The sequence below is a fragment of the Rhodothermales bacterium genome (assembly GCA_017643395.1).
Classification (GTDB): domain Bacteria; phylum Bacteroidota; class Rhodothermia; order Rhodothermales; family UBA10348; genus JABDJZ01.
Genome location: JAEPNP010000004.1, coordinates 61,214 through 73,521 on the forward strand (window position 1 = coordinate 61,214; position 12,308 = coordinate 73,521).

At 64.8% G+C, this 12,308-nt stretch carries 8 protein-coding genes; 4 read left to right on the plus strand and 4 right to left on the minus strand.

Going from position 1 to position 12,308, the window contains the following annotated elements; translation table 11 throughout:
• The first annotated feature begins 107 nt into the window (after positions 1-107).
• From tsaB to JJ896_12960, 4 genes are all read left to right on the plus strand, one after another.
• On the plus strand, positions 108-779 hold the full coding sequence (tsaB, locus tag JJ896_12945) for a tRNA (adenosine(37)-N6)-threonylcarbamoyltransferase complex dimerization subunit type 1 TsaB (GenBank protein ID MBO6780553.1): 672 nt from the start codon (positions 108-110) through the stop codon (positions 777-779).
• Positions 780-797: 18 nt separating this feature from the next.
• Entirely contained in the window at positions 798-1,652 is an 855-nt protein-coding gene (locus tag JJ896_12950) for an acetyl-CoA carboxylase carboxyltransferase subunit beta (protein ID MBO6780554.1), read from the plus strand.
• 562 nt (positions 1,653-2,214) lie between these two features.
• Entirely contained in the window at positions 2,215-3,642 is a 1,428-nt protein-coding gene (locus JJ896_12955) for a SpoIID/LytB domain-containing protein (protein ID MBO6780555.1), read from the plus strand.
• Positions 3,643-3,693: 51 nt separating this feature from the next.
• The gene (locus JJ896_12960; GenBank protein ID MBO6780556.1) at positions 3,694-5,685 is read left to right on the plus strand and encodes a TonB-dependent receptor; all 1,992 of its coding nucleotides are present in this window, start codon (positions 3,694-3,696) and stop codon (positions 5,683-5,685) included.
• On the opposite strand, the gene JJ896_12965 is transcribed toward JJ896_12960, so the two are convergent.
• From JJ896_12965 to JJ896_12980, 4 genes are read right to left on the minus strand one after another with little or no spacing between them, the layout of a single operon-like run.
• Positions 5,686-6,564 carry a GNAT family N-acetyltransferase gene (locus JJ896_12965; protein MBO6780557.1) on the minus strand — a complete coding sequence of 293 codons (879 nt, stop codon included), beginning with the start codon at positions 6,562-6,564 and terminating at the stop codon, positions 5,686-5,688. It lies immediately after the preceding gene.
• Between the two features lie 8 nt (positions 6,565-6,572).
• Positions 6,573-7,853, minus strand: a complete 1,281-nt coding sequence (locus JJ896_12970) for an MFS transporter (GenBank protein MBO6780558.1) — start codon at positions 7,851-7,853, stop codon at positions 6,573-6,575.
• Positions 7,846-10,770 (minus strand): hypothetical protein, encoded by a 2,925-nt coding sequence (locus JJ896_12975; protein MBO6780559.1) that lies wholly within the window; start codon positions 10,768-10,770, stop codon positions 7,846-7,848. Before JJ896_12975 ends, JJ896_12970 begins: the two co-directional genes overlap by 8 nt.
• Positions 10,763-12,262, minus strand: a complete 1,500-nt coding sequence (locus JJ896_12980) for a family 10 glycosylhydrolase (protein MBO6780560.1) — start codon at positions 12,260-12,262, stop codon at positions 10,763-10,765. The genes JJ896_12975 and JJ896_12980 overlap by 8 nt, the downstream gene beginning before the upstream one ends.
• Positions 12,263-12,308 lie beyond the last annotated feature (46 nt).

Below are 12,308 nucleotides of genomic sequence, written 5' to 3' on the forward strand. Positions count from 1 at the left end.
GAATTGGAAAGGGCCGAAAAGATAACGGAGACCCTACCCTTGTCAAACCCTGTCGGCCTGCTGAAATCGCCGGAACAATCCCTTCAGGCCCCGTTATGGCAGCCGCGATGCCCCCCTCCGTTCTGGCCATAGAAACTTCCGGCGCCGTCTGCTCCGCGGCCGCTCTTTCGGGCGATGCGGTCTGTACTCGTTCCGTCCGTGGTGGCAGGCGACACGATGCCGAACTGATGGGCATGATTGACGCGGTACTGGCTGAGTCGGAGCTCGCGCGCGGAGATGTGCACGCCATCGCGGTATCGGCCGGCCCTGGCTCCTACACCGGCCTGCGCATCGGCGTAAGCGTGGCCAAGGCGCTTGCCGAGGCCCTCGGACGGCCGCTCGTGGCCGTACCGTCCCTGGTCGCCTGCGCACTGGCCTCCGAACTCGAAGGCAACCTGCTTGTGGCGTTTCCCTCCCGGCGTAAGGAGGTGTTCGCAGCCCGGGTGTTGGTATCCGAGAGGACCGCGCGGCAGGTCGGCGATACGCTCGCCGGCGAACCGGCAGCGATCCTGAGCAGCCTGGCCGATGGGCTCACTGCCGTCGTCGGACCGGGCGCGGACCGCATCGACCGTGAGCGGGCCCGCGTTTCTGAGTGCGATGCGGGCGCGGTGGCACGGGTCGGCGCGGCTATGCTGAGCATTGGTGAAGTCGTAGACCCCGAACTCTTCGAGCCGTATTATTTGAAGGAATTCGTCGCAGGCACACCCACCACCTCCGTGTTTGCACGACTGCCTTTCTAGGCACCATCCCGAGGAAGCATGGCCTGGTTTCGCCGCACAAAAGCGGGCATCAATACCGAGCTGAATGACCAGATCGACGTGCCCGAGGGGCAGTGGATCAAGTGCAACAGCTGTGGCAGCACGCTGAACCGCCGTGAGGTGCTCCGCAACCACCAGGTTTGCTCGGAGTGCGGTCACCACTTCTCCATGTCCAGCCTCGACTACTACCGGCTGCTGTTCGACAACGGGGAGTTTGAACTCGCGGACGACAACATCGTGTCGAAAGACCCGCTGGAGTTCACCGACCGCAAGCCCTACTCGCGTCGACTGACGGAAGCGCAGCGCAAATCCGGACTGATGGATGCAGCTACGGCTGCCGTCGGCAACATCGGTGGGCATCGCACCTCGGTCACCGCAATGGACTTCAAGTTCATCGGCGGCTCCATGGGCTCGGTGGTCGGCGAAGTCATCTCCCGCGCCATCAAGCGCGCCTACACGGAAGAGATGCCGCTCATTATCATCACCCAGAGTGGTGGTGCCCGTATGATGGAAGGAGCGCTCAGCCTGATGCAGCTTGCCAAAACGAGCGCACACCTGACCAGGCTTCACGAGAAGGGACTACCCTTTATTGTTATCCTGGCCAACCCGACCACGGGTGGCGTGACCGCATCGTTCGCCATGCTGGGCGATGTGCACCTTGCCGAACCCGGCGCGTTGATCGGGTTTGCCGGCCCGAGAGTCATTCGGGAAACCATGGGCCAGGATCTGCCTGAAGGGTTTCAGCGCTCCGAGTTCCTGAAGGAGCACGGTTTCGTGGATCAGATTGTGCCACGAAGCGAGATGAAGCAGCGCATCGCCGACCTGTTCGATCTGCTGCTCGAGAAGGAAGCATAGGCTTCTGCCCGCGCGGCGCCTGAGGCGTTCGCACCGACACGCCAACACGGCCACCAGAGGCGTCGCCCGGCCGCGCCAAGCCGGCGCCTGACGCGTCGCACCGACACGCCAACACGGCCACCAGAGGCGTCCCGCGGCCCCCGCATCCCCCGCGTCCTGTCTCCCGCTTCGTAGGCCAATCTGCGCACTGGTGACCACCGGACTGGGCACCCGATCTCCTGAGGGGGGGCGGCTGAAAACGCCGATCCTTAAGCGCGAACAGCCACGCTTCACACGGTCTTCACGCGACCAATTTAAGTTCTTAAGTCCCGTGGCCGATAGGGGAAGAGCCCCGCGTATGCATTGTCGGACAAAGCGGCTTTTCGGGCCCATTAAGGCCTGTTTTGCGGCTCCGGCGATGCGGACTCGGTGTTCTTTTTCAACCGGTGTCTCCGGGCGGAATGGCCGCCCGAATGCGGCCAATTCCGGCCCTGCGCACCGTGCAATGTTCTCCTATTGTCGCTCCCAACGGGCGTCGTGGCAGCACTGTTGCCAGGACACCTGTGCGACGCCACTGTAACTGATGACCAGAACGTCCCTCCGTTCGATAGCCCTGTTAGCCGCGATGCTTTTTTGCACCGCGGCTTCTGCTGCTTCCGGACCGGATCTCCGTGGAACGCTTCGCATCCGGCTGCTTGAGCCCATGACGCCCAAAGAGGCGACGGTTCAGGCCGGCCCCTACGGACTTGCCGTCTATCTGAACAATGAGCGACAACCACGCTACCAGATTGGTCCGGACGGCACGCTTTCGCTGAGCATGCGCCGCGACGAAGTCACGGTCTCCAGTCAACACGGCACGCAGGGGGTGAAGACCCTCCGGCTCATGCCTCTCGGACCCGGCGACATGACGCTGAACGTCAAGGGCACGACCCGCAGTTATTCGGGCAGCCTTGCCGTCACCGCTGACCGGGGTGAGGCGCTCAGACTCATCAATCACGTGCCGCTGGAAGACTATGTGGCGTCGGTCGTGGCCAGCGAATATGGACTCTCCGACCTCGAAGGCTCCAAGGCGATGGCAGTGATTGCCCGCACCTACGGCCTCAAGGTGATCAACAGCTCAGACGACAGCTACGACCATGTGGACCACACCGCCTCGCAGGTGTACCGCGGGTCGCGCGCCGTGACCTCGTTGGCCCGGCAGGCGGCCCAGGCTACCGCCGGCCAGGTGCTGACGTACGACGGTCGACTTATCGAGGCCGTGTATTCCTCCAGCTCGGGAGGTCACACGGCCAACAACGAAGACGTGTGGTCATCCGACCCACACCCCTACCTGCGAGGGAAGCCGGATCCCTGGGATCGCGTGTCCAAGTATCACCGATGGGAATACTCGGTCTCCGAGGATGATCTGCATCGAGCCATCGAGCAGTCGCTGGGTCTCAAGCCTAGGTCCATCTCCGTGGCAGAATCGGGGCCGGACGGTCGGGCGAAGCGCATCGCGCTGGAGCCGCACAGTGGCCGCACCCGCACAATCGCCGCGGACGAGTTTCGCAGGATTGTGCGCGGCGCCCTGGGCGAGGCGGGGCTGCGCTCTACCCGATTCACCATGAAGCGCAAGCGCGGCACGTACAGGTTTGAGGGAGGTGGCTTCGGCCACGGGGTCGGTCTGAGCCAGTGGGGTGCCCACGGCATGGCCAACGCCGGCAAGTCCTACGACGAAATTCTGAACTTCTACTACACCGGCGTTCGCATCGATCAACGGCGCGTTCAGGGAGCCTCGACGCCGGCGGCCGGCCTGTTGGCATCCGCGAGAGCCGCGCCTCCAACGGTGCGTCAGGTGAATGCGCCGCCGCCTGCATCGGCAGTTACGTCGGGTCGTTCGCAACCAGCCGACCGCGCTGCTCAGCCCGTGCCGGAGCACCGAGCCACTGAGCGAAAGACGGTGGCCGCCTGGAACGAGTCGAGCAATCGGCGAGCGGCCAAGCGGACAGGCAAAAAGCGAAGGGGTTGGTAGTGCGGCCTTGCGGGAGGGGCGATATTCCGGGCTCCGGAATGCCTCCTGCCCATGCGCGTCTTACTGCCCGCCTTTCTCAGCCTTCTGATTGTAGCCCCACTGCGGGCGCAGGACACCCTGGAGGTTGTTTTACCTCCTGTTCGGGTGGAAGCATCGCGCGGTTCGTTCAGCAGCGGCGATGCGCCTGCCGCAATTGCCGTGGAGGTTCGCGGACCCGAGAGGCGGGCCGTTGAGCCCGCCCTGGCTCTGGAGGACGTGCTCACAGAGCTGCCCGGACTCTGGATTGCGGACCGTAGCCACTTCGCCATCGGGGAACGACTGGTCGTGCGTGGCCTGGGCAGCAGGGCAGCGTTCGGCGTCCGCAGTGTCGCCGTCCTGCTCGATGGCGTCCTGCTGACCATGCCGGACGGCCAGGCCGTGCTGGACCCTGTCGAGCCCTCGGTCCTCGCCCGTGCCGAGCTGTTGCGCGGCCCCGCTTCCCGATTCTGGGGCAATGCCGCCGGCGGTGTGCTGGCCCTCGAATCCGAAGCTCCCGGCGAAGCCGTCAGTCAGTCGGTACGAATTCTGGCCGGCTCCCATGGCAGTCGCCAACTCACCGGACGCGTCGGAATCGCCGAAGGCCGGCAGAAAACCTCGGCCTTCGCTTCTGTCCTGGATCAAACGGGGTTCAGGGAGCATGCCGACGGCCGCATGGCGAGGGTCGGTCTCCGAACAACCCGGGCACTGGACTCTGGCGCCGTCGTGGCGTTTTCGATCGCAGCCTCGGACCTGGACACCCGTAGCCCTGGATCCCTGACCGCGGAGCAGTGGGAAGCCGATCCCGCTGCGGCGGACGCGCGGTACATCAACACGTCCTCGGGCAAGCAGGCCACCCAGATCCAGAGTTCACTGGGACTGACCGCACCCCTGTACGGCGGCATCCTGAGTACCAGCCTGTTTGCGCTCCAGCGCTCCCTCGACAACCCCCTCCCCTTCGCGTGGGTGGGGCTTGAGCGGCTCGCATTCGGAATGCGGGCGGACTGGCGGGTGGCGCGTGAAGGGCTCGAAGTCGGGGTGGGCGTTGATACCCGGCGCCAGGCAGACGATCGCATCAACACAAACAACGCCGATGGCGGGCGCGGAGACAATCTGCGCCTGGACCAGCGCGAAACCGTCACCGGTTCGGGGGCTTCGGCGCTCGCTACCTGGAACGGACCGATGACCGTGACTGCCGGTCTTCGCGTTGACCGGTTGACCGTGCGTCTGGAGGACCACCTGGTGTCCAACGGAGACGACTCGGGCAAGGAGGCTTTTTTTGCGGCGAGCCCGTCTTTGGGCGTGCGACTCGATAGAGGCGCCACCACGCTCTTCGCATCCGTGTCCACGGCATTCGAGATTCCTACGACTACCGAGTTGGTCAACAACCCGGACGGAAACGCGGGATTCAATCAAAACCTGGAGCCGCAGCGCATCACGGGACTGGAGTTCGGCCTGCGACATGTCCAGGCAGACCTCGACCTGGACCTAGCTGCCTACTCCCAGACACTGACCAATTTTCTGAGCCCATACCAGTTGGAGTCCGCCCCTGGACGCACGTTCTATCGCAACGTGGGCGAGGTGGCCTACATGGGTCTGGAAGGCAGGGCGCGCGTGCGGCTGACCAGCTGGGTGGCCATGGTCGGAACGGCGTCCCTGCAGCGCTTTGAGTTCGCTTCCGGAACGCTGGACGGCAACAGGGTCCCTGGCATTCCAATGCGATTCGGCTCCCTGCGGCTGGACGTCGATCGCTCCGGGACTCTGGCTTCCGTGCGCATCAGGGCAGCCGGTGCGCAGATGGCCGATGATGCGAACACCGTCGAGATTGACGGATTCGTATCCCTGGACGTACGTGTGGCCCGCACAGGACTCGTCATCGGCAACGCGACGGTCGCACCATTCCTGGAAATCCGGAATCTGGGCGATGCAAACTACGTGGTGTCGATCATCCCCAATGCCCGGGGCGGGCGGTACTATGAAGGACTTCCCGGCCGCAATCTGCGTGGTGGGTTCTCCCTGACGTTCTAGTCAATCCGGGGAGTCCTGACCCAGGACCGACTCGCGCTTGAGTCGAACGAACCGGCGGTCGACACGGGCACCGACCGCATCGGCATAGAATTCGATCGGGCCTACCCAGGGAATGACGGCCTGCTCCTGGCCTCCCCGCCTGAGGTCGAGCAGGCTCCGCACGAGCAGCTCCCTGCCCAGCCCGCGACCACGATGGTCGGGATCGGTACCCATGGGCCCGAACCATCCGGTACCCCGATTATTGGCGTCATGGGCGGAAAATGCTGCGACCGCATCGCCCGTCCACGCGAGAAACAGACCTGGGAGACTCCGACGCAAAGCGGCCTCCACTTCCCCACGCCAGGCCGGCCAGATCCGTTCGATGAGCTCCAGCACGGCCGCCCGGTCTGACGGCTGTGCTCGAGCCAGGCGAAAGCCCGGCACATTGCCGGCGCGGGGCAGATTGCCCAGGTCGACCCGGAGGTTGACCGTCCTGCCGAACTCACGGAACCCCAGCGTTTCGAGGAAGGCCTGGCTCCCCTCGTCCCGCACATCAAGCCCCGGCGTCAGATAGTTGGGCGCACTCTCGGCAACGCGTATTTCCCGGCTCCACCCCGCCAGTACGCGGTGGGCCAGCCTCGACCCTATCCCCTTCCGACGCCATTCCGGGCGCACCACGACCGACTTCAGCACGTCGAAGGCCGGCCTGGAAACGGCCTGCGCGAACCCCAGCACGGCTTCGCCTTCCCTCGCCACCACTGTGCGTGATTCCTCCAGTCCGGGGTCTTGCCAGACCTTCTCCTCCAGCAAGGCAGGAGTCAGCACGTCAAACAGGGAGCCCGCATTCCAGCAGTCCAGAATGCCATCGGAGTCTCGGGACTGTGCCTCGACCACCGTCATGCCGGTTGTCAGGTCGCCTCCTTCTTGCCGAACTCTGCGTCCAGCGGCACGAGACCGGCCACAATGAATCCGGGGATCGTGGCAATCAGCACCCAGACGAAGAACCAGTCGTAACCGATCCACTCCTGGATGGCACCGCTGAACATGCCGGGAATCATCATTCCGAGCGCCATGAAGCCCGTGCAGATCGCAAAATGACTCGTCTTCTGCGGCCCGTCTGCCACATAGATCATGTACAGCATGTAGGCAGTGAATCCGAAGCCGTATCCGAACTGCTCGATGGCCACCGCGATATTGACCGCGATGAAGCTGTCCGGCTGGGTAAAGGCCAGAAGTACATACACGATGTTCGGCAGGTTGATGGCTGCCACCATCCACCACAGCCAGGCCTTCAACCCGCTGCGGGAGGCCACGATGCCGCCCAGGATGCCGCCGACCGTCAGCGAAGCCAGACCGACCGTGCCATACACAAAGCCGAACTCCTGGGTGGAAAGGCCCAGTCCCCCCTCGGCCACATCGCCCACAAGAAACAGCGGAGCCACCTTTACCAACTGCGCCTCCGCGAAACGGTACAGCAACAGAAAGGCCAGGATGAGGCCGATGCCCGGCTTGCGGAAGAAGCTTGCGAACGTCTCCAGGAATCCGCGCCAGACGTTGCCGGCCGACTCCGCCTGTGTCGGAACGTCCTCGGCGGGACGCGGCATCGCAAAGAAGTGCCAGGCCGCCAGAGCCACGAATGAACCGGCCAGAATCAGAAACACGATGGACCAGGCAAGCGGAATGTTGCCGGTTGACTGCTCCAGGTACCCTGCCAGGATCACAAGCAATCCCTGGCCCGTCAGCATGGCCAGGCGATAAAAGGTCGAGCGGATCCCCACAAAAAACGATTGCTCGCCCTGCGAGAGGCCAAGCATGTAGAAGCCGTCGGCCGCGATGTCGTGGGTGGCCGAGCTGAACGCCAGCAGCCAGAGGAACGCCAGGCTGTAGCGGAAGAAGTTGTCTCCCGGCAGCGTCAGGGCCACGCCGGCCAGTCCCGCCCCGATCAACAGCTGCATGGACACGACCCAGAAGCGCTTGGTGCGGATCAGATCCACGAAGGGGCTCCACAGGGGCTTGATGACCCACGGCAGGTACAGCCATCCCGTGTAGAGCGTGACCTCGGCATTTCCGATGCCCAGGTTGCTGTACATCACGACCGACACGGTCATGACGATCACGTACGGGAGTCCCTCCGCAAAGTAGAGCGTGGGAATCCAGAACCACGGACGGGTCAGGGTGCGATCAGTCATGATGTCCGGTTGCTTGCAGGGCGGCTTGAATAAGGGCGATGCGCTCCCGCCGATCCGTCACCGATTCCAGCGGAAACCCGAAGACGGCCACACCGGTGGCGGCCACTGCCGCCGACATGTTGGAGTCTCCATATCGCAATACGGTGACCGTCTCCCTATCGCCCGGCATGATGGCTTCGGGAGCCTCCACGGCATAGACCGAGCCGCCCCTGTCGGTGTTGAAGCGGGCGCTCAAATCGGAAAACGGACCGGATACTCCTCGCAGAGTACCGCTTCGCGAGGCGCGTTCGGAGCGATGGACGGCGCGGAGCACCTCCCGGGCGAAGGCCTGTTCTTCCTCCGTGCCACGGGTGAGTTCCTCGGTGACGTAGGAGCCGGACACGAGCACGGTTCGGCCCCGCTCACGGGCGCCCCGCAGGGCTTGACGCAGTCCGGCGGAAAACGGCCGAAACGCCTCCCGCACGGGGTGCCCCGGCACGGCTGCCCGCTCCTCTCCCAGGAGGACGTAGATCACGTCATACCCGGTCGCGAGGCCGGGTTCCTCCGCCAGGCGCTCGTCGCTGATCACGTCGAAGGCCGACCCGGCCCCGGCAGCCAGCAGATCGGCGCCGGCCGAGGCCGCGAAGTCGAACGTGTTACCCGGCTCCACGCTGGTCTCCCAATCGGCATGGCTCGCGCCGTGCCCCGGTTCGTCGTCGTCGCGCCAAACCACGCGGGTATCAAACTGGTGCTGCGCGCCCACGTATTCCAGCGCCATGCCGTCCGGCACGCCGTGATCCAGATATTCAGGAAAGCCCCGCCATCCCCCCACGTCTACCGCCGCGGGAGGACCGATGCGGTCAAATGCACTCACTACCAGGACCCTCGCCCCCCCTCCGGCAGCTCGTGCCGTGACCACTTCCGACGGTCGACTTTCGCCGCCACCATTGAGAGCGGTCACTCGCATACCCGTGATCGTCGAGTCAGCCGGAATCACGGTGGAAAGCCCCTGAACGGCGCGTCCGTCGTCGAACCCGCGGATACCACGACGCAGATACACCCGAAAGGACTCCGGCATGGCGGACGGCTCGAGCGGGTCCGTGTTCGGCTGCCAGGAGAGTTCAATTCCGGCGGCCGTGGCAACTGCTGAGAGATGGGTCGGCGCCAGCGGCTGAATGACCGGCTCCGGCTCGCCGTACTGGAGGGCGACGAACCGCAGTACGGCCTTGTAGATGGCGCGACTGACATGAAAGCGGAACTGCGGATCCAGCGCAAAGCGCATGTCCGCGAAATTCTGGTGGCTCAGGAGTTCCAGCAACGCGGACGGCATGTTGGGCCGGTAGGCCTCGCTGTAGTCGCGGTCCCAGATCGGCCGGCGCGTCCAATCGGCGTCGTAGAGGTCGCGGAGATCGGCCACGATCTGCTCCTGGAGCAGATCCGCAAAATCTCGGTTGGCGAACCGGGACATGCCGTCGCCAAAGGTGCGCACTTCGGACCCGTCGTCCCCGAATCCCCTGGACGAGTAGATCAGCAGCGTGCCGATGGTGGTGCTGTCCGGCGTGATGCCTGCGTCCGTGTGGAAGGCAATGGAAACGTCCACAGGAACGCCCAGCCCGGGATTTAACTGATCCTTGTTTGGACCCAGCGGAGCACCGCGCAGGAAGTTGACCCATTCTCCGCGGTTGCGGTAGTCGTCCACGTAGTCGTTGGCCGGCTGCTCGGTGACGTTGTAGACGAGTGCCGCCGGCATGCCGTCGAACTGCAGGGCGTATCGCGCCCCTTCAAGCCAACGGGCCCGGCCCGATGGACGTCCTCCTCGTTCGATGAGACCCATGCCTCCCCCAAACCGCACCGCATCGGCAGAGATTGCCGCGCCAGTGGCGCCGGCAGTGGTCAGGGTCACGGCTGCGGAGGCGTCAAACTCAAAGTGCCCCAGGTATACCCACGTTCCCGGTGCCATGCGCTGGTCTACCACGACACGGGTATCACCGCCCGCATGAGAAACGGTGTAGGTCACCATGCCAGGGCCGGCGGAACGACCGTAGCCCACATACACCGCGTAGCTGCCAGCCTCAGGAAGTCGGGACTGCCAGGTTGCGGTGCATGGTCTGTCAGTAACGTCGATGCGGCGCGCCGTGCCGTCCTGCCACGGATTGTGGCCGGTTTCGTACGGCGGACTGCCCATCGCAAATCCGGACCCCCCGACACTCCAGTTACAGGTCTCCCGGTAGCCGGAGTTCGCGTCGTCGTTGTCGACCACCACCATGTGGGGTTGCACATCCCGTTCGCGTGGCATCCAGACGTGCGCTCCCGCCCGTTCCAGCATGGGTGCCAGGTAGGGCAGGACAAACGACGTCGGCAGCACATCTTCCACGGTCGTGAACAGCCGAGCGCGCTGCCACTCCCATCGATCAAGCGCGGGTTCGTAGTACCAGCCATGGCTGCCCCAAATGGCCACATGACGGCCGAACAAGCCGTTTGAGGGCGCGGGTGCGCGATCGGGATACTGCACCATGGGGCGTGGCCTCGGCGGTGCGGCGGGTCTGCGGTCTTCGTCCACGGCCAGTGCCGTCCTGAGGTGATTCGGCACGAGCTCCCGCACGGGCACCCCCAGCGCCGTGACCAGCACCGAATCCGCCTCGGGAAACAACGCCTTCAGGCCGGACTCCATGGCCAGCACGTCAGACTCGCGGGTGGGCTCTTGGGCGTAGGCCGCGTTGAGCCGAACCTCAACCAGGCCCTCCAGCGTGATCAACGTGTCCACGTCCGCCCCCGGGTCCATGGGGTAACCACAGCCCTCGTTGACGCAGTTCCTGACGAACTCAGAGGCCAGCTGCCTGGGTGTCGGCAGCGGTTCCTCGGGTTCGACCACCACCGGAGCAGCGGACCCGCAGCCCAGGCTGAATACCAGCGCCGCTATGCAGGTGCGCCTACTCAACGGGCACCCGGCGAATCGCCCAGGCTGGTGCCGACTCCAGGCCCAGCGGGGACACCGCTGACACGACCACGTAGGTCGGAGGAGTGCCGTCAAAGATCAGGCGACGGACGGCACCAGGCACCACGCGTATGGACCACGTGTCGCGCCACTCGCGCACATGCCAGACGGCGGGGTCGGTGGTGCCCGGATCCAGCAGGAGCACATCGCCATCCCAAGAGGGAATCGGCACGTCCGGGGTGGCGCCTCCCAACCAGGTGGTGGCCGGCACAAGGGCGGGACCGGTATACACACTGTCTCTGAGCAGGCTGCCCTGCCCGGTGCCGGGCATGAGGGCTTTCATGCTGAAATGCACGTTCCCCGTGGCCTGCTGTACTTGTCGTGTGTGCCTGACCTGACGCACCAGTTCCTCCGGCTCCCAGTAGGCCGATCCCTCGAGAATGACGCGGCTCGCATAGTTGCCGGGCCACAGGTGGCGGTTGTGGATGTTTTCTCCGGTCCACCAGTCCAGCAGCGCGGCGTATGGCTGGCCCTGCGAGTCCATCGCCCAGTACAGCTGCGGCGTGTAGTAGTCCACCCAACCCTCGCGCAGCCACTTCCTCGCGTCGGCGTACAGCCCTTCATACTGGTCGAAACCCGTCACACCTTCCGGATAGCCGGGACGCCAGATGCCGAAGGGGCTGATACCCACCTTGACTTCGGGGCGCACGGCCTTGACGGCATCGTAGAGCGTCTCCACGAACGTATCCACATTACTGCGCCGCCAGTCCGACAGCGAACCATTGAACCCGCTCGCCCGCCACGCGATGGAGTCCGGGAAGGGAATCTCGGCCCCGGTGGAATCAAGCGCGGCGTACGGGTAGAAGTAGTCGTCCATGTGTACGCCGTCGATGTCGTAGCGCCGCACGACGTCCAGCATCACGGACAGACTGTGATCCCGGACCTCCGGAATGCCAGGATCCATCCACTTGAAGACCCCGTAGTCGTGCACCCATGCCGGCTGCGTTACGGACACATGGGACGAATCGTAGGCTCCTTCATGCGTAGGATGGCCGGCCCGGAACGGGTTGAACCAGGCATGCAATTCCAGCCCGCGGGCGTGGGCCTCCTCGATGGCCAGTGCGAGCGGATCGTACCCCGGATCTCCCCCGGCCTGTCCGGTGAGATAGATCGACCAGGGCTCCAACCCGGACGGATACAGCGCATCGGCCATCGGCCTGACCTGAAACACGACGGCGTTCAGGGACAACTCGACTGCGCGATCGAGCATGCCTCTAAGTTCGGCGCGCTGACTGTCCGCCGAGAGGCCGGGTTCTGATGGCCAGTCGATATTGGCGACCGTCGCGATCCAGGCCGCCCTGAACTCCCGTGGCGCCTCCGGCGGCTCGACAGTCGGCATCGGTGCGGTCGTGAAGCGCATGACCTCGGCGGCGGGCGCACAGCCGGACCCCAGCACCACGGAGACGAGGGCCAGGCCGGCCAGGACACGCAGCATCACGAGATGGCCGCAGGGATAGAAGTGAGCTTCACCATGGAGCCGC

Excerpts from the sequence above, each read along its gene's own strand:
- JJ896_12960 (MBO6780556.1), top strand. The coding sequence starts at position 3,694 with ATGCGCGTCTTACTGCCCGCCTTTCTCAGCCTTCTGATTGTAGCCCCA.
- JJ896_12955 (MBO6780555.1), top strand. The coding sequence starts at position 2,215 with ATGACCAGAACGTCCCTCCGTTCGATAGCCCTGTTAGCCGCGATGCTT.
- JJ896_12950 (MBO6780554.1), top strand. The coding sequence starts at position 798 with ATGGCCTGGTTTCGCCGCACAAAAGCGGGCATCAATACCGAGCTGAAT.
- JJ896_12970 (MBO6780558.1), bottom strand. The coding sequence starts at position 7,853 with ATGACTGATCGCACCCTGACCCGTCCGTGGTTCTGGATTCCCACGCTC.
- tsaB (MBO6780553.1), top strand. The coding sequence starts at position 108 with ATGCCCCCCTCCGTTCTGGCCATAGAAACTTCCGGCGCCGTCTGCTCC.
- JJ896_12980 (MBO6780560.1), bottom strand. The coding sequence starts at position 12,262 with ATGCTGCGTGTCCTGGCCGGCCTGGCCCTCGTCTCCGTGGTGCTGGGG.
- JJ896_12965 (MBO6780557.1), bottom strand. The coding sequence starts at position 6,564 with ATGACGGTGGTCGAGGCACAGTCCCGAGACTCCGATGGCATTCTGGAC.